The 16853-nt window shown below is 67.8% G+C and carries 18 protein-coding genes and 4 pseudogenes; 8 read left to right on the top strand and 14 right to left on the bottom strand.

From position 1 onward, the window contains the following. The first annotated feature begins 269 nt into the window (after positions 1-269). The 4 genes and pseudogenes from ACFC8N_RS47980 to ACFC8N_RS47965 form a co-directional block, all read left to right on the top strand. Positions 270-425 carry a hypothetical protein gene (locus ACFC8N_RS47980; RefSeq protein WP_376296000.1) on the top strand — a complete coding sequence of 52 codons (156 nt, stop codon included), beginning with the start codon at positions 270-272 and terminating at the stop codon, positions 423-425. Beyond that, positions 410-951 (top strand): annotated as a pseudogene (locus tag ACFC8N_RS47975) (GNAT family N-acetyltransferase). Before ACFC8N_RS47980 ends, ACFC8N_RS47975 begins: the two are co-directional and overlap by 16 nt. A 418-nt stretch (positions 952-1369) precedes the next feature. Then, complete coding sequence (locus ACFC8N_RS47970) at positions 1370-2218, top strand: alpha/beta hydrolase (protein ID WP_376295999.1); 849 nt, start codon at positions 1370-1372, stop codon at positions 2216-2218. A gap of 38 nt (positions 2219-2256) precedes the next feature. Then, positions 2257-2662, top strand: a pseudogene (locus tag ACFC8N_RS47965) (transposase); the annotation flags it as partial. 42 nt (positions 2663-2704) lie between these two features. On the opposite strand, the gene ACFC8N_RS47960 reads toward ACFC8N_RS47965, so the two are convergent. Beyond that, positions 2705-3175 (bottom strand): GNAT family N-acetyltransferase, encoded by a 471-nt coding sequence (locus ACFC8N_RS47960; protein WP_376295998.1) that lies wholly within the window; start codon positions 3173-3175, stop codon positions 2705-2707. After that, complete coding sequence (locus ACFC8N_RS47955; RefSeq protein ID WP_376295997.1) at positions 3172-3705, bottom strand: hypothetical protein; 534 nt, start codon at positions 3703-3705, stop codon at positions 3172-3174. Before ACFC8N_RS47955 ends, ACFC8N_RS47960 begins: the two co-directional genes overlap by 4 nt. Positions 3706-4061: 356 nt before the next feature. Here ACFC8N_RS47955 and ACFC8N_RS47950 point away from each other — a divergent pair, with 356 nt between their 5' ends. Together ACFC8N_RS47950 and ACFC8N_RS47945 are read left to right on the top strand one after the other, a co-directional pair. Further along, positions 4062-4748 carry a DUF1524 domain-containing protein gene (locus ACFC8N_RS47950; protein WP_376295996.1) on the top strand — a complete coding sequence of 229 codons (687 nt, stop codon included), beginning with the start codon at positions 4062-4064 and terminating at the stop codon, positions 4746-4748. Beyond that, positions 4745-5026 (top strand): hypothetical protein, encoded by a 282-nt coding sequence (locus tag ACFC8N_RS47945; RefSeq protein WP_376295995.1) that lies wholly within the window; start codon positions 4745-4747, stop codon positions 5024-5026. Before ACFC8N_RS47950 ends, ACFC8N_RS47945 begins: the two co-directional genes overlap by 4 nt. A 218-nt stretch (positions 5027-5244) precedes the next feature. Here the strand turns inward: ACFC8N_RS47945 and ACFC8N_RS47940 are convergent. From ACFC8N_RS47940 to ACFC8N_RS47890, 11 genes and pseudogenes are all read right to left on the bottom strand, one after another. Continuing rightward, positions 5245-5794 (bottom strand): annotated as a pseudogene (locus ACFC8N_RS47940) (transposase). After that, entirely contained in the window at positions 5791-6330 is a 540-nt protein-coding gene (locus ACFC8N_RS47935) for a winged helix-turn-helix domain-containing protein (RefSeq protein ID WP_376295994.1), read from the bottom strand. Before ACFC8N_RS47935 ends, ACFC8N_RS47940 begins: the two are co-directional and overlap by 4 nt. Positions 6331-6619: 289 nt before the next feature. Continuing rightward, the gene (locus ACFC8N_RS47930) at positions 6620-6949 is read right to left on the bottom strand and encodes a hypothetical protein (protein ID WP_376295993.1); all 330 of its coding nucleotides are present in this window, start codon (positions 6947-6949) and stop codon (positions 6620-6622) included. 376 nt (positions 6950-7325) lie between these two features. After that, the gene (locus tag ACFC8N_RS47925; protein ID WP_376295992.1) at positions 7326-7835 is read right to left on the bottom strand and encodes a hypothetical protein; all 510 of its coding nucleotides are present in this window, start codon (positions 7833-7835) and stop codon (positions 7326-7328) included. Between the two features lie 421 nt (positions 7836-8256). Further along, positions 8257-8856, bottom strand: coding sequence for a hypothetical protein (locus ACFC8N_RS47920; protein ID WP_376295991.1), 600 nt, complete (start codon positions 8854-8856; stop codon positions 8257-8259). Positions 8857-8944: 88 nt separating this feature from the next. Then, a complete protein-coding gene (locus ACFC8N_RS47915; RefSeq protein WP_376295990.1) occupies positions 8945-9922 on the bottom strand; it encodes a NucA/NucB deoxyribonuclease domain-containing protein in 978 nt (325 codons plus the stop codon). A gap of 482 nt (positions 9923-10404) precedes the next feature. Further along, a complete protein-coding gene (locus ACFC8N_RS47910) occupies positions 10405-11037 on the bottom strand; it encodes a DUF1524 domain-containing protein (RefSeq protein WP_376295989.1) in 633 nt (210 codons plus the stop codon). Positions 11038-11385: 348 nt separating this feature from the next. Then, positions 11386-11862, bottom strand: coding sequence for a lamin tail domain-containing protein (locus ACFC8N_RS47905; RefSeq protein WP_376295988.1), 477 nt, complete (start codon positions 11860-11862; stop codon positions 11386-11388). Between the two features lie 509 nt (positions 11863-12371). Further along, on the bottom strand, positions 12372-13628 hold the full coding sequence (locus ACFC8N_RS47900; RefSeq protein WP_376295987.1) for an amidohydrolase: 1257 nt from the start codon (positions 13626-13628) through the stop codon (positions 12372-12374). Further along, positions 13625-14362, bottom strand: a complete 738-nt coding sequence (locus ACFC8N_RS47895) for a trimeric intracellular cation channel family protein (RefSeq protein WP_376295986.1) — start codon at positions 14360-14362, stop codon at positions 13625-13627. Before ACFC8N_RS47895 ends, ACFC8N_RS47900 begins: the two co-directional genes overlap by 4 nt. A gap of 209 nt (positions 14363-14571) precedes the next feature. Beyond that, positions 14572-14835, bottom strand: a complete 264-nt coding sequence (locus ACFC8N_RS47890) for a transposase (protein WP_376296001.1) — start codon at positions 14833-14835, stop codon at positions 14572-14574. Between ACFC8N_RS47890 and ACFC8N_RS47885 the strand changes: the two genes are divergently transcribed. Together ACFC8N_RS47885 and ACFC8N_RS47880 are read left to right on the top strand one after the other, a co-directional pair. Beyond that, a complete protein-coding gene (locus ACFC8N_RS47885; protein ID WP_376296002.1) occupies positions 14809-15093 on the top strand; it encodes a hypothetical protein in 285 nt (94 codons plus the stop codon). The two genes, ACFC8N_RS47890 and ACFC8N_RS47885, sit on opposite strands and share 27 nt — an antisense overlap. Positions 15094-15226: 133 nt before the next feature. After that, positions 15227-15727: a hypothetical protein gene (locus tag ACFC8N_RS47880; protein WP_376295985.1), complete on the top strand. Its 501-nt coding sequence runs from the start codon at positions 15227-15229 to the stop codon at positions 15725-15727. Positions 15728-15803: 76 nt separating this feature from the next. Here the strand turns inward: ACFC8N_RS47880 and ACFC8N_RS47875 are convergent. After that, positions 15804-16186, bottom strand: a pseudogene (locus tag ACFC8N_RS47875) (MFS transporter); the annotation flags it as partial. Between the last annotated feature and the right edge of the window lie 667 nt (positions 16187-16853).

Below are 16853 nucleotides of genomic sequence, written 5' to 3'. Positions count from 1 at the left end.
GGCATGGATCAACGACCCGGCCAAGCGCAGGGAACCCGCACCACAAACCTCATAGCGTCACGACCGTCTCACTGGACTTGAAATCTTCCGGGACGATCAGAAGAGGCCTGGGATGGCATGAGCTATTACCACCCTACTGAGAGTCTTCTTGTCAACTGACCTTGCATTCATGGAGCGTTGTGCTATTCCGCACGGTCCTGGCCGACGGCGTGCTCCGTCGTTTGTGGTGGGCGTAGTAGGTGGAGGGGGCGATCTTGCAGTCGTGTCCGGTGAAGGTTCTGCAAATCATGGACGGCGACCCGCTCCCCGGCCGGGTGCGCCAGCTCCTCGGAGACTTCCAGCGCGACCTGATCGCCCGCGCCCCCTCCGCACACGTCGCACACGCATGGACCGACCGCTACCGCAGCGAATGGAGCCCCTCATGACCACCACCATCGAACTGCGCCGCTTCGGCCACGCGGACCTGGCCGCGATCCGGCAGACCCTCCTGGACGTACACGCGGACGCCTACGCCGACGAGATGGACGACGAGTTCAACCAGCGCTTCCCCTGGCTCATCGACCACTGGGGCAGCAACCCCGGCTACGCCTGCGTCATCGCCTACGACGACGCCGAGCCGGTCGGCTTCGCCTACGGCGCCCCGGCCACACCCGGCCGCGAATGGTGGCGCGAGCACCTCACCGAACCGCCAGCCAGCGACTCGACCTTCAGCGTCTCCGAGCTGATGGTGCGCCCACGCTGGCGCAAGACCGGCACCGCCGAACGCCTGCACGCCGCACTCATCGCAGACCGGCCCGAGGCCCTGGCCGTCCTCCTGGTCGACCCCGACCACCCCAAAGTCCAAGCCCTCTAGAAACATGGGGCTACACCCTCATCGGCCGAAGGCAGCCCTTCCCCGACAGCCCCAACTACGCTGTCATGCTCCGCCACCTGACCCAGCCGGTTCCCTGACCATGACAGGCATCCCCGGCGGGGTCTTCGAGGCCCTGCTGGAGGGCCTGATCGCGGAAGCCGCGAAGCGCGGTGAGGTGGACCTGTCCCTAGTCAGCATCGACTCCACCACCGCCCGGGCTCACCACGACGCGGCCGGGATGCACCTCGACGAGGATGTCGTCACCGCCCTGGAGAAAGCCGCCGAGGAGGAGAAGGCCAGGTCAAAGGGGGCGGACCTGAAGCACAAAGCGGGCCGTCGTCTCCAACGGCGACCTCGACCCCTACTGGCGATACCATGCCGCCCGCGAGCACGAACGCCTCTACCCCACCCCCGACCAGCGAACTTACGCCCTCACCTCTTGATCGCGGCCGTCGCTGCGAACAAACCGCACACAATCCCTTTGAGACGATCGGACAGCATCTCTAGGGTGCGGACGTGACCATCGAGCTGCCCTTTCGTCCGCTCCCCATCGACCAGCAAGACGTTCGCTACGCCTACGGGCCCGATTCGGATATACAGCCGGGCGTCCCCGCCGGCTCGACCGTGGAGTTCGACTGGTGCGAGAGCACGATCTACCCCGGCACCACGAGGCGGTACTGGGTTCATGTGCCCGCGCAATACGACCCCTGCGAACCCGCGTCGCTGATGGTGTTCCAGGACGGATGGTGGTATCTGGACCCGGACGGGGAGGTCCGCGGGGCCATCGTGTTGGACAACCTCATCCACCGCGGCGAGATCCCGGTCACTATCGGCGTCTTCGTCGACCCCGGCGTCCTCAAGAACGCCGAACAATCGAAGAACCGCAACGCCGAGTACGACGCGTTCGACGACCGCTACGTCACCTTTCTCCTGACCGAGATCATCCCCCAGGTCACACGGCGCTACTCGATCGCCGAGGACGCCAGCCAATGGGGCATCTGCGGTGGCAGCAGCGGCGGCAACTGCGCCTTCACGGCTGCGTGGATGCGCCCGGACAAGTTCCGGCGAGTCATCTGCTACCTCTCCAGCTTCACGCAGATGCCGAACGGAAACCCGTACCCTGCCCTGATCCCCAACGCCCCCCGCAAACCGCTGCGCATCTTCATGCAAGCAGGCCACCGCGACCTCAACTGGAACGGGCCCGAAAGGAACTGGCTCGCCAGCAATCTGCGTGTGGCAGCCGCTCTCGCGGAAGCAGGCTACGACTTCCGTCTCGTCCTCGGCGACGGTGGCCACAGCCCCAACCACGGCGGAGTCCTACTCCCCGATGCGCTCCGATGGCTATGGCGCTCAGCCACGACCTGACGAAACCTGCCCGAACGATCACTCCATCCGAGCTGCACCCGGACAGCCCGCAATTCATCCCCGTCCTGAAGAAAGTGCGGGTGCGCGGACCTGTCGGCCGCCCCCGCACCCGGCCGGACGCGGTCGCCGGGGACAAGCCATTAGGCTTACTCGTCCCGCGGCAACCGCGCCCACTTGCGTAAACGCCGTAACAAGCCGGTCATCCCGGAGAAGAAGGATCAAACCGCCAACCGACAGAAGAAGGGCTCCCGAGGCGGCCGGCCCGTCAGCCACGACGCCGACCTCTACAAGGAGCGGAACACCGTCGAACGCCTGATCAACAAGCTCAAGGCATGGCGAGGCATCGCCACCCGATACGACAAGACTCCCGAGAGCTACCTCGCCGGCCTCCATCTGCGCGCCTCGATGATCTGGGTCAAAGACCTCACCCGGACCACCCACTGACCACGACTCGATCCGGTCTCACCCGTCGGTCACAACTTGAGTTCAGCCGGCTGGCAGGTGGTATCGCAGCTTCTCTTTCGCCTGGGCTCCCAGCCGGTCGTAGAACCTGATCGCGTCTGTGTTCCAGGGCGGGGTCTGCCACTGGACTTGTCCGAGCCCCAGTGCACGTGCTTCGGCCACCACGGCCTCCACCAGCAGGGGGCCAACTTTCAGGCCCCGGTGACCCTCGTGCAGGAACAGACAGTCCATATGGAGATATTCCGCCCCGTCCCACGTGGAGACCTCTGGGGCGCACGAGGCATAGCCGATGATCTCCTCCTCATTCAACTCGGCGACGAAGCACCGCAATCGCGGGGTCTCCGTACCGAACAGCAGGACCTCCAGCCGCCGAGCCAAGTCGGTGGGCGGAGGCGCCGCTCGCTCGTAGGCGGCATGCTCGGCTGCCAGCTGGGCCACACGAGGAAGATCGGCAACGCGTACGCGTCGCACCCGGGCCACTCCGGCGCCGGTCACCGGACCTCGCCCTCCAGCACATCGCCGCGCCAGGCCACAAGCCGCTCATCGACGGAACCGTGGCCGTCGAGCACGTGACGGGTGACGGCATCTCGCTCGTGTGCCAGGACCACCGCCTCCCACACGCACGGGGCAAGGCCCGCCCGGCCGGGCCGTAGCTGCGCGGCATCGCCAGCCGGACCGGTGAAGATGGCGAGGTCGGACATGTAGCCCTCGATCCAGGTGTGCACCAGGATGTAGTCGCCGTCGCCACCAGCATGGATGAGCAGCACGGAGAGCCCAAGAGAACCTCGCAGATGCGCCGACGACAGGTAATCGGCAGCGACCCGCAGCGCGGTCTGTACGTCCTCGTCCGTCACACTCCGTCCGGGCGCCTCGATCGCATAGGGCTTCACCAGGTGCCCGGCGACCGCGCGGCTGCCCAGTGAGCGCACCATGCGGGCGTGATAGTCATTGGCCAGCGCCAGCACCGCATCCGAATCAACGGCAGTTGAAGACTGGCTGAGCCGCAACTGTGAAAGATCGGTCATACGACCATGATGCACGCCTGCGCCAGACGTCCCACAGGACCCGTCGGCCAGGGAGCTACCTCTCCAACCCTCCACTTGCGCACCTCGATGATCTTGGTCAAAGACCTCACCCGGACCAGCCGCTGGTCACGACTCGATACGCGCCCTAGCCGTCGGCCAGGTCCACGCGGCAGCCGACGTCAGGGCTACGGAGTGCCCGGAACCTCGATCACTCGCGCGAGGCGGAGGGTCGTTTCTCCGGTGAACCTCCGCCAGCCATCCGGGTGAAGCCGCTCAGGTACGCCGATACCAGGAGCGTGAGGGACGCTAATTCTCTTGATCCGGTACCCCCTTGCCGGATCGAGAGAGGTCAAGGCATGCGCCAGATCAACGCGAAGCTCGCCCTGGTGGCCGCGGCCACCGCCGTGCTGCTCGCCCCCGTCACCGCCCTCGCCGCCGCCACACCAGGACCCGCGCACACCACGGGCGGAACCGCAACACTGCTCCGGGACCTTCCCGAGCCGCCGCCCGCCGACATCGTCCGCAAGGAACTCGGCGAGCTGAACGTCGCCGCCCCGCATCCGATGACCGGCTACTCAAGGGCGAAGTTCCCGCACTGGATCATCCAGTACGGCACCTGCGACACCCGCGAAGTCGTCCTCAAACGAGACGGCAAGGACGTCATCCAGGACCAGCAGTGCCGAGCGGTCTCCGGCAACTGGGTCAGCGCCTATGACGGCAAGACCTTCACCGCCGCCGGCCAGCTCGACATCGACCACATGGTGCCCCTGGCCAACGCCTGGCGCTCCGGCGCGGACGAGTGGGACACCACGCTGCGGCGGAAGTTCGCCAACGACCTCATCGAACCCCAGCTGATCGCCGTGTCTGCCTCCAGCAACCGGCAAAAGGGCGACCAGTCCCCCGACCAGTGGGCACCCCCGCTGCACTCCTACTGGTGCACCTACTCCCGCGCCTGGACCCACGTGAAGTACACGTACCACCTCAACATCACCGAGGCGGAGAAGAACAAACTGGGCGAGATGCTGGACACCTGCGACGCATGACCGACAGGCCCAGGACCATCTCGTACCAGGACCAGGTCACAGCGGGGCCTGGCGGGGTGATGACCGACGACGTCGGCGTCATCACCGGCGAACTGACCGTATGCACAGATCTCGGTGCTGACGGGTGCACCGCGCGCGTCCGCGTCCAGTACACCGGCGCCGAGGAGTGGTACACCCTCACCGGCAGCCCCACGCCCGTCCCGGACGGCGACCTCGCGGCCTACCACCTGGGCCTGCTCGACCGCATCCGGCAGGGCCAGGCCGCCGAGGCCTCCTGATGCTGCGGGTGCCTGCGACCCGACCCGCGTTGGTGCAGGCACCCGCAGCCCCGCTGTGCGACAGTCACCGGCCGCCCCTCTTGCATCAAGGGATGCTTGATGATCTGAGCCGGCTCGTTTCTCGAACGCATCGTCAAGGCCCTCGCCGCCGAAACCGGCCCGACCCGGCGGGGCCACGGGCCCAGCCTCGCGCGACGGTACATCAACGCCCTCGCCTGCTACTGACTTTGTTGGCGTGGTGTCGGCATGGTGAGTCCGGTTTCGGCGAGACATCCGTCGATGAGGTTGCTGCGGAACTGGATCTGGCGGAGGCCTCGTCGAAGCGCGCTCATGAGGTGGTCGGGGTCGGTGAAGGCGGTGTTGGCCTGGCTGCTGCGTCGCAGCAGTGACCAGATGCCCTCGACGGGGTTGAGGTCGGGTGCGTAGGCCGGCAGGAAGTGGCAGGTGATCCAGTCGTGGGTGTTGATGAACTCCCGCAGCCGGCGGTCTCGGTGGACGTTCAGGATGCTCCCATACGAGCACGATCGGTGCGCCGAGCTGGTGGTGGGCGGTGATGAGCAGGTCGCGGTATTCGGTCCAGGTGAAACTGCGTCTGCCGCCCCGTTTGTGGTCGACGTGCCGTTTCGGGCGGTAGATCAGGCGTGAGCGTTCACCCTGCTTGTAGCAGGCCAGAGCGGAGATGGAGAAGCGGCGCTGGGAGCGTCCCCGCACCCGGATGGCGGGTGTGTGTCCGCGCCTGGCCCACGTGCGGGAGGTGGGCGGCGTCATCGAGAAGCCGGCTTCGTCCTCGAAGCACAGCCAGGCCCCGAGCGCCGCCGCCGTGTTTCCACCTGGGGCCATGTCTCCTTCACCCAGCCGGCGACGGCTTCGTCGTTGCGCTCGGTCGCGCGGCGGGCGGGGACCTGGTGGCTGAAGCCGTGGCGGTGCAGCATCTGCGCGATGGCCGACAGCGTCATGCTCTTGTGGAACCGGCGCCCGATCAGCGTCTTGACCCGCGCTAGCGTCCAGGTCTGGTCCGGCCAGCCATGCGCTACGGGCCCTCTGGCCAACTCCTGCTCGAGCACCGCGAACAGCGCCTCACTCAGCTTGGGCCTGGAAGCCTGCCCCTTAGACTCCAGCGCCGGCGATCCGCCGTGCTCCCAGGCCTGGCGCCACCGCTGGACCGACCGCACGCTGACACGTAACTGCCTGGCGATAGCGGCATTGTCGTGTTCCAGGGCAAATAACTCGGCCGCCTGCATCCGGATGTGCTCGCGAAACGCCCGTCGCTCCGCGGTCAGCCCGCCCCCTTGCGGATACCTCATGTGACCGGCCTACTGCGACAACAGCAGTTTGTCGATCCCCACGACATCACGCCAGCAAGGTCAGTAACCACCGCGTACCTGCCCCAAGATCTCCGGCACGGAGCGACTCGCCGCGACCGTTGTCCGTTGGCGACTCGCCCCAACGCGATTCCACTCCGGGCTCGGGCGAAGCCCCGTCCGGCCGGGGACTCATGCCCGCCACGCGATGCGGGTTTCGCTCGGCTGGACGGTGCGGTTCACCCGGGTTCCACTCGGACTCAGTGTACCGGTGCGGGCGGTTTCCTCGCGGTCACAGGGCCACTGCGCACTCTGCCTTGCCCATCCAACTCCTGAACCAGAGTGTTCCGGGCATGGCACAGTTCGGACCAACCTGATGCCGGTCGGCGAATACGAAGTGGTGGGCAACGGCCTCCATGTGCACGTCGCACACGAAGCTGCACTGCGCGCCGTGGAGCTCAGTGGCCAGTCGCCAGGCGATATGCCAGGTACCGGAACGGCCGCATGGTTCAGCGCTCCTGACGCCGGAGCCGTCATCGTCTGCGTAGCCGCACGTGGGCTCGCCCGTATCTGGCCTCGGCTCGAGATCAGGGGTGATCACCGGATCAATGCTCTCGCTCATGCAGTCTCCAGACGCGCTCCGCTGTTTCCACCTTACGCAGCCGATCCCGCATCCCTGCGCCCGCCGATGCCCGTGCACCATCGCATACGGAGGAATACAGAGCACCGGTGTTGATGCCAGGACGGTCAGCCAGTGCCCACTCCGGCCACCCGCTCGGCAACCAGCCCCGCGCGAACCACCGGCCCACAGCGCTGAGGCACCCAATCAGTTCGTGCAGACGCCCAGCATGGACGACAGCAGGAACGTCTCCCCGCGGTGCTCGTCAGCTCAAGGGCACCTCGTAGGTGCGTGCCGCGGGGCTGGGCACCTTCCGCTCAGCCCCTCAACGGCTCCTTGCTACAGCTCACTTCGCACCGCCGCCCGGCAGCTCGGGCCGTCAGGCAGCCAGCCCGAGCTTGCTCAGTGCGGTGGTCCAGTCGGTGACGATGGCGTTCTGCGCGGCCTTCAGGGTGACCTTGCCCGAGCAGACCGCGGTGTGCAGCTTGGTCTCCACCGGGTCCTTCAGATTGTTCACCCCCGAGCCCGGCTTGTGGCCCGGATCAGCCGGCTCCACCCACAGATTGCGGGCGTCGTTCGGGTCCCCGCCGAGCTGGAGGCTGATGAGGTGGTCGTACTCGGCGTCACCCATCTTGCCCGTGTAGCCGTAGGAAGCGGCGTTCAGCCGCTTCTCCTTGCCGGTCACCGCCTCCGGCGGCCGGATGTTCTTCGTGTAACCGCCCTTGCGACAGATCGTCGTCGCCAGATTCGCCTGCGTCACCGCCGGCGACGTCGCCCCCGGCGTGCACTTCAGGTCTTCGAGCGGCTCACCCTTCTCCATGCGGTAGTGGCAACTGCCCGCAGGCGGCTGCTCCTGCACCGTGTACGACGACTGCGGCCCCGCACCCACCGGGATCTCCCCCACCGACCCCGCGGCCCCCGCCGTATTCGACGGGCCGGCAGCCGACGCACCGTTCTTCCCCCCAGATCCTCCACCCGAATGCGTGCCCGAGGATGAACACCCCGCCAGCACAAGGCAGGACAGCACCACCAGCGGGACAGCACGACGACCCAACGAACTCATGACGACCCCTCACGGACGAACAGCAGCAGCTGAGCGAATACTCCCCCACCCCTGCACCCGCCTACTCCCTAGGGGCCGGGCGCACAGGCGCACACCTCCCTCGCGACGGGAGTGCTGAGCCCACGGCCCCTTGCCCTGGCACCTGTGTGAGGCCATCGCCTCGGCGGCCCTCCGGCGGCGTCTATGCCAGTACGTCTCTTCGACGTGTCCCCCACCCGAGTGCCGCCGACCCGGCGCGCGGCGGAGGCTACGTGTCGAAGTCGTCGTCGCCGTAGTGAATCGGGTACTCGGTGGTGTAGTCGTCGACGGGCGTGGCCATGTCTGCGGCGTATTGGGCGCGCGCCTGCCGGTCGGCGTCGCTGAGGGGTGGGTGCACGGGGTCTGTGAGGGGTGCGTGCCAGAGCTGGACCAGGTGGCGTTCTCCGTGATCGCCGATGCCGGGGGTGGGGTCGTCGGCGTGGCAGTACAGGCGCATGCGTACCCAGTCCCCGCCGTCGGCGGGCGGCGGAATCTCAAGGGGCGGTTCGTCTTCGGGCCAGGCATCCCAGAAATCGCCCTGGCCGATGGTGGCGAGGCAGAGGGTGGGGGCTTCGGCCGGCAGGCTCATCTCCTCCGCCGTCTCCCAGCCGTCACCGGTTTCCGGGCCGGGCGAGGCGTCGTGGACCTGGACGGTCATCTGGAGCGGGCCGGTGTCGGTGGTGGGAAGGACGACGGCGAGGTATTCGGTGGCCGGGCCGCAGCGCCAGCCGAACGGCATCTGGCGGGGGATGTCGTAGTCGTCGTCGAAGCCGATGAGGTAGCCGTTTTCGCCGAGGTCGACGGTGAAGGTCACTTCGCGGAGCAGCATGCCAACTCTCCTTCAGCACAGAAGGTGCCCCGCTTCCCGGACGTGCGGGGATGCGGGGCACCCTGCTTGGCGGCGAGTGTAGCCGCGGTCAGACGATCACGTAGAACGGGTCGTGGTCCATGACGTGCAGCTGGCCGCGCCAGGCGGTGATACGCCCGCCCTGAGCCTTGTTCTCCTGGACCTGTACCCAGGTGATGGTCCGCTGGTTGGCGGGGAGGTGGGTGCCGCCCTCGTAGGTGGAGGCGAAGGGGTATTCGTCGCACGAGGTACGGCCGGCACGCTGCATGTCCGGCGGAGCGCTGCGCGGGCACACGGCCTTGCGGTTCGCGTCCTCCTGCGTCTTGTTGATCATCCAGTGCAGGGGCTTGCCCCCGTACGGGTCGCCGTAGTGGCCGCCGTTGGCGCGGAGCTTGCGGATGCCCTCGTCGATGCGGGCCAGGCCCACCATGCTCACGCCCGTGGGGACGTCCGGGACGGCGCAGCCGGCACGGCTGGCCCGGGTGCTGCCGTAGTAGTTGTCGCACCGGTAGACGGCCGAGTCGTAGGAGACGGTGCCGGGGGTGTAGCCGGGCTTGGTGAAGGTGTAGGTGTACTTGGTCGCCGTCTTGGGGTTGATCTTTTTCGGAGCGATGCTGGTCGCGTAACCGACACTGCCGTCCGCCGCACCGCTGCTGAGGATGTGGCCCTGCGAGAAGTGGACGCTGGCCCTGGTGCCGCCTCCGGAAGCAGCGGCGATGGCCACGGCGACGCCGCTGCCCGCGCCCGTGGTGCGTGCCTTGGAGACGTGGAACTTCTCCGACCAGTTCGCGGAGTTCGCCTTCAGGGTCATCTGGTGCTTGACGTCGAAGTCGACGGTGCCCTCGATCTCAGGCTTCCCGTCGATGACCTTGATGACGTCGACGTGGATGGTGACCCACTCGCACTCACTGAACCGGTTGACCGTGATCTTGTTGACGGAGCAGGTGGCATCGGATGCCGGACCGGCAGCAAGTCCGTTCATCTCGGACCGGGCCGAGCCGACGGTGACCCGCAGCTGTCCGGCACCGGACTGACCGGCCGCAGCCACAGCCGACCCAGCAGCGGCCGTTGACAGCAGCCCCAGCGCCACGGCCCCCGTAGTGAGCAGCGCTCTCAATTTCAACTTGTACCCCCTGTGTTGAACGCGACCGACAAGGGGCAGGCGGTCAACTCCGCGTCCCCCCGGTCGCGTTGGCCGCATACAAGCACGCGCGGCACACGAGCCGCACCCTGTTTTGCACGGTTTTAGCCACGGCGGGCATCGCTTCCACGCCGAGCGCCCTCAAAGTGGCACTCAGCCACCCGCGGTCTAGGCCTGGCCACCGCGTCAAGCCGGCTGCAGGGAGAACCGAGTACAGGCTTGCCAGGGGGCCAGCACCGGCTGGCTGCCGTCGTGTACGGCACTGACCGGGCACTTCTGCCTTGTGCCGGGTCAGGAACGGTCCCACTGAGATGTGAGAGCGAGCGCCGGCAGCCGCCCGGCCTGGAAGCAGCCCTGCCGAACAGCCGGCGCGCGAGGGCGAAAGCGAGTCAGTTCGTGCAGGTATCCAGCATCGAGGACAGCGCCGGCTTCTCCGCCGCGGTCGTGGTCAGCTTCCACACCGACTTCACGTGTGTGTAGTCCTCCGCGTACGTGCACCAGAACGTGTGGTTCGCGGGCTTCCAGGCATCCGGGCCGCTGTCGCCCTTCGAGGAGTTCGACGACTCCGAGGCGATCAGCAGCTGGGGGTCTTTCAGGTCGTTGCCGAACGCCTTGCGCTGGTCGGCGGTCCAGGTGTCGGCGCCGGAGATCCAGGCCATGGCGAGGGGGACCATGTGGTCGACGGTCGCCTTCGTGACATCGGTGACCGTGGTGTTGTCGTAGACGGAGTACCAGGAACCCGAGGCGGGCTGGCAGCTGCCGGGCTTGTCCTGGACGTTCTTCCCGTCCCGCGCCAGGACCTCCTGACGGGTGGTGCACCCGTCGGGCTGCTTGGCCCAGATGTCGAACTTGTCCCGGGCGTAGCCGTTCATCGAATGCGGAGTCGCGATGGTCAGGGCGGCCAGCTCGCTGCGGGCCGTCGCCACCGGCGGCGGCGCAGGAGGATCCGCCAGGGCCGGGCCGGCCGCCACGACGGTCACGAGCAGGCCAGCGGCGGGCAGGCCGAAGGAAGCGCGGCGCATGAACTCTCCAATAGATGTGGGGTGTTGGAGATTACGTGTATGAGGAAACCGCAACCGTCGCACGGTGCGCTACGCGCGTTGACCGGATACGAACAGCTCCCCCACACCACGTTCACCAACCAGCCACCACCACCCGGACGAACAGGGCGAACCACGTGAAGGAGAAGTGTGCCGCAACGGCCCCTCCCTGAAGGTCGCGGCCACTGCGCTCGCAACGACGCACCGGGCCGCAGCCCTTCAGGTGGGCATGAGCACGCGAAGTGGCGGGCCACTCCCGCACCAGGAGTGGCCCGCCAGTACAACGCCCCCCTTCAGCGGCCGGCGTCACCTACCCGCCGGCGACCTGGGTCAGTGGCGGTGGCCGCGGTCGCGGCCCCAGGAGGCGGTGTCGACGGTGCGGCCGCGGTCGTTGCGCAGGGTCGCGGTGTCACCGTTGTTGTTCCACACGTAGTTCCGCTTGTCCTGGTACAGGTCCGAGCGGGTGTCGCGGCCGATGCCGGTGTGGACGCGGACCGTTGCGCGGGGAGCGAGGCTGACGTGGCGGAAGGTGTAGGTGTGCCCGGCGTCGTCCCGCAGGGTCCAGTGGTCCAGGTTCACAGCCCTGCGGGTGCTGTTGGCGATGTCCACCCACTCAGCGTTCAGCGAGCGGTTCGAACGGTCGTCCCGCCCCGGGGAGTCGTACTGGACCTTGCTGATGTACACCGCGGCGTGAGCCGTACGGGCCGGCTTCTGCGCGGCCGCGGCCGGCAGTACAACCGCGCCCACAGCGGCGGCGGCGATCGCGCCGACCACGGTCACACGACGGACGGAAGAAGAAGCGGACACAAAGTCCCCCTTCACGAAGGTGCCCACACCCCAGCCCGGCATGGCATCACAAAACCGCAGGCCGGACGGCGTGTGTTGTGCGGATGGCGGCCGGTCGGCCGCACACCCACACCCTCCACGCCACTCCTCCATACCGTGAGGGAATCGCGAAGAGTATTACTGATCCAACAAATTCCTGTTACTCGCGACTGTAATGACCATCTATGCGCTGAATGCACCAAGTTGACGAGGCGGCGGGCTGCCCGCCGCGGAATCGAGGGCCCCAGGCAACCATCCGCCAGCCCCCGCCACCCCACCAGAGCCGAGGCGTTCACCCGAAAGTGAGCAACAGCCCCGCGCCCTGCCGTCGGCCCTGGACGGACGCCGTGCCGCCCTCACCCGCCAGGCTCCAGTCGGAACGCAACCGCAGACGTGGAGGCCACGGCCCCGGCGCAGGTTCCGGGCTTCGCCGGCTGCCGGGGCCGCCTGTGTCTCGTCGGCACCGGCACGCCGTAAGCACCGAGTGCGCGTCAGTGGCCGAGCCAGGCGAGGCCGGCCACCGTCATGGCGCTGACGCCGGTGTCCAGGGTGGGCTGGACGACGGGGGCAAAGGCGGGGCTGTGGTTGACCGGGACGTCCTGGGCGGTGGTGCCCTTCCTGGCGGCCTCGGCATACAGTTCCGCGTCGATGCCTCCGATGCCCCAATAGGTGAACGGCACGCCGAACGCTCTGGGGATCTCACTCATGTCCTCGCTGGCGGTCTGCAGGTCGATGGTGTGTGCGTCCTGGCCGAAGTGGGCGGCGAACGCCTCGGCGACGCGCCGGGTCGCCTCCTCGTCGTTGACGGTGGGCGGGAAGGCGGCCGTCGACTCGGTCTCGGGTGCCTTCGGCGACCCGGACGCCTCGCTCTCGGTCCGCACGATGCGTTCGATCGCCTTCAGGACGTGGGTGCGTGTGGCGTCGTCGTAGGTGCGGACGTTGAGCTCGATGACGGCGTGGTCGGGGATGACGTTGGGGCCGGTGCCGGCGTGGATGCTGCCAACGGTGACGACGGCGGGGGTGGTGGCGGCGAGTTCCCGGGAGACGATGGTCTGCAGGCGGACGACGATCGTGGCGGCCATCACCACGGGGTCGACCGCGGCCTGCGGCATGGAACCGTGAGCCCCTCGGCCATGGACGGTGATGCGCAGGCTGTCCGCGGCCGACAGGAAGGACCCGGAACGGGTACCAACGTAGCCGGCCGGATAGGGCAGAACATGCTGGGCCAATACCACGTCGGGCCGGGGCGCCCGTGCGGTGAGACCGTCGTCGATCATGGCGCGGGCGCCGTCGCCGTTCTCCTCCGAGGGCTGGAAGAGCGCGACGAAGGTACCGCTCCAGGCGCCCTTGGCCTGGCCCATCAGCTGTGCGCAGCCGATGAGGGCGGTCACGTGCACGTCGTGCCCGCAGGCGTGCATGACCGGTTGCTCGGTGCCGTCCGCGCCGGTCAGGGTCACGGTGGAGGCGTAGGGCAGACCGGTCTGCTCGCGTACCGGGAGGGCGTCCATGTCCGCACGGGCCATGACGGTGGGTCCGTCGCCGTTAGCCAGCACGCCGATCACGCCCGTGCCGCCGACGCCGTCGGCGACCTCGTAGCCGAGGTCCCTCAGGGCGTCGGACGCCTTCTTCGCCGTGCGGTACTCCCGCAGGCCGAGTTCAGGATGCTTGTGCAGGTCCCGGTAAAGGTCCTCGAGATTGGAGCGGATCCCGGCGAGGCCGGACAGCACTGCACAGTTTCGGTCTGTCACGGTTGCTCCTTCCGCGGGCGGGGCTGCTCTACATCCCCGTTCCGGCCAGGGGTACCGGCAGGGTGCCGCATCGAAGCGGCCAACTTCGACCGGGGCTGCCAGTCCAGGCTGGTGGGCAGATTCCAGCCGAACCGCACGGCAGTGAGCCGGAAGGCCAGGGCCACGGTGATGCCCAGGCCGACGCCGATCGCCGGCACACCGAGATACACACAGATCACAGTGGTTCCGGCGACCGCAACGGCGACGGTGGCGTACAGACCGTTGCCCCCGAAGACAGCCGGCACCCGGCCAAGGACGACATCTCGCAGGGCGCCACCGCCGACGGCAGTCACGGTGCCCAGGAGGATGGCCGGAAGCCATCCCAGACCCACGGCGAGCGTCTTGTTGACCCCGGTGACCGCCCAGAACCCGAGGACAGCAGCATCGAGCGCGGTGAAGAGCTGGGTCCAGGACGCCTCGCTGATCTTGATGAGGAAGACCACCACGGCACCGGCGACGGCGGTCGGCAGGTAGGCATAGTCGGTCAGCGCAACCGGTGTGCCGTGCTGCAGCAGTACGTCCCTGATCATGCCTCCGCCCAGACCAGAGATGACGCCCACCACGAGGAACCCGAACAGGTCCAGGCCGGCCGTGCGGGCCACGGCGCCTCCCAGCAGCGCAGACGAGAAGACACCGGCAAGGTCGAGATAGCGCGTCGCAACCGTGATTCCGGCAGGGATCAGGGAAACCGACATCACACTCACGGTGGACACAACGACGAGCCTAGTGACTCGGCGTCTCCACGGCACACCCAGGGGGACACGGACAGTGACATTGCGTGTCGATACGCGGCCAGCAGGCCGGGGCGCCGACAGATGCCCCTATGGATGTCAAGCCGGACGGCTGTCGGGAACACGTAGTGGAACGGAGGCGATAGCCCGGTGGATCTCGCGGGCGACGTACCTCAATGAGGCAGCGGATGACCTCGCGGTCTGTCTTGCCCTCCGCGGTGCGTCGCAGGAGGTAGGCGCGGAGGCGGTCCTCCCAGCGTAGACGGGAGAGCACGATGCAGTAGAGGGCGGCGTTGGCCTGCCGGTTCCCGTCGCGGTTGAGGCGTCGGCGTTTGGTTCTTGCCGGAAGAGCGTTCGACCGGGCTGACACCGCACAGAGCGGCGAAGGACGCCTCGTCGCGGAGGTGGTCGTGGTTGTCGCCAGCGGCTATGAGCAAGACGGCCGCGCTGTCCGGGCCGACGCCGGTGAGTTCGAGCAACTGCGGGCTGTGGGCCTGGATGATCGCCGAGATCCGACGGGTGAGCGTGGTGGCCTCGGCGGAGAGCTGCTTGATGCGGTGGGCCAGCAGATTCAGGGCCTGGTGCACCACGCTCGCCTGCGCGTCCAGGGCGGCGCATGCCTTGAACAGCGCCGGGTTCGAGAGGCCGACAAGGGACTCCCGCAGCTGCGCTGGTTGACCACGGCACCAAGATGATCTCCGGCTACGAAAATCTTGCCAGAGCCTCCGATGCGGCCAGTTCGGTACGAATGAACGTCCCCGGCTTGTGGGTTGACTGGGTGCTGGGGCGGGAGGCCATGCTCCTTGTGGTCCGGACATGAGAGGACCGATGATCGGGCTCATGGTCATGGCCCGTGGCTCCCTCGATGCTGTCCCTCTGGGAACGCTTTTCCCGCGGCTCTCGGCTGCTGAGGTGCAATCCCTGCGATGTTCAGCTCTGGTCGTCGATGCGGCAAGGACCAGAGAAGCCGAGCCGACGTGGCTGTGGGAACCAACCCATTCGGTGTTCCCCGGCGCTGGGCCGGGGGCCTCCGTGATCCTTCTCGCAGAGATCACCGAGCAGGCCGAGCGGGGCGATCAGCTGGAATTCCTGCTGGATGTGGCCTGGACGGACCAGGCTGAGCTGTCGGTCAGCGCAGCAGTGAGCGTGGCCTGTTGGTGCGACACTGACCACGCGACCCATGATGTCGATGCACTCCACCTGATCATCAACGGCGAGACATCGCTGAGTCAGGCATTCCGAGCCGGCGCCGACCGGTTGGTGGGCTGGCTGGCAGACCCTCGTGATGCGGATTACTGGCGATTCCGGGCCGGTCTCCCCGCCCGCTAGGACAGGGGCCCGCGTTCCTCGGTCAGGCGACGTTGGTGTCCCGTTCGATGGCCTTGAGGCGGTTCTTGAGTCGGTAGCCGGGGCCGCGCACCGCGCCGATCAGCGCGACCAGGGCCAGCAGGAACGGAAAGGACAGCAGGCCCAGGGCGTGGAACAGAGGAACCGCAGCGGCAGCAGTTGCACCGGCCAGATCCGTGGTCCAGGACACGGCTCGCGGGCCGATCCGGTGCACCAACGGCCCGCTGAACGCTTTGACCACCACGTAGGGAGCCATCTCGCAGAAGGTCACCAGTCCGGTCCCGGCGGCGCTGCCGGTCGTGGCGAGAGCGAACCAGGGCAGCGCGACGGACGAGATCCGAGTACCGGTCAGCGACAGGCCATGGCCGCCAGCACCCCGCCCAGCGGCCGTATGGACTGCTTGCCGGGTATACCGTCGGCCTCCAGAACATCCTCCGTCACGACGTCTCCGTTCCTTCCGCTTGTCGAGACCTGGAACGGGTGCTCGACCGGGCGGGCACACCCAGCTCGGGTAGGAGGTGAGAGACCACGGCGACCCGCTCGGCCCGTTCGGGGCACGCGCCGCCGCCTGACACGGCTTCCTCCTCATGACCTGCTCCCGGTGGGTGGTCTGCGCTTTCGATGCCGGAAAGTTACGGGCCGCGACTCCTGCGCGTCGTCACCGGCGGGTGGGCACTCGCCGTCTCCGCGGATCCCCCGAGCGAGCTACCCGGCTGTCCTCTCCCGGGGGACGCAGCCCCCGCCGCAGGACGCTAGGCTCACCGTGCAAGACCGTCCGGCCCGCGGTGCCGTGTGGTGCGGATACCGAACAGGTCGTACCGAAAGAGCAGGCGGGCCGCGGACCACGGCCCGGTCCTGGTGCCGCTCAGGGCGGGACCTACAGGATCGCGGATGATGATGACGGAAGACCCAGCAGCGCGTGAACCATCGGGCTCGGCATCCCCTGCGTCAACGGCGCATGGGCAGGACAGGGGCTCATCCGCACGCGTGAACCCGGTGGCCGCCGCGGCCGCCCCGGAAGATTTCAAGTCCAGTGAGACGGTCGTGACGCTATGAGGTTTGTGGTGCGGGTTCCCTGCGCTTGGCCGGGTCGTTGATCCATGCCTGC

Source organism: Streptomyces sp. NPDC055966 (assembly GCF_042269865.1).
Classification (GTDB): Bacteria; Actinomycetota; Actinomycetes; order Streptomycetales; family Streptomycetaceae; genus Streptomyces.
The sequence above is the reverse complement of the archived record's forward strand: the minus strand, read 5'-3'. Positions and strand labels throughout refer to the sequence as shown.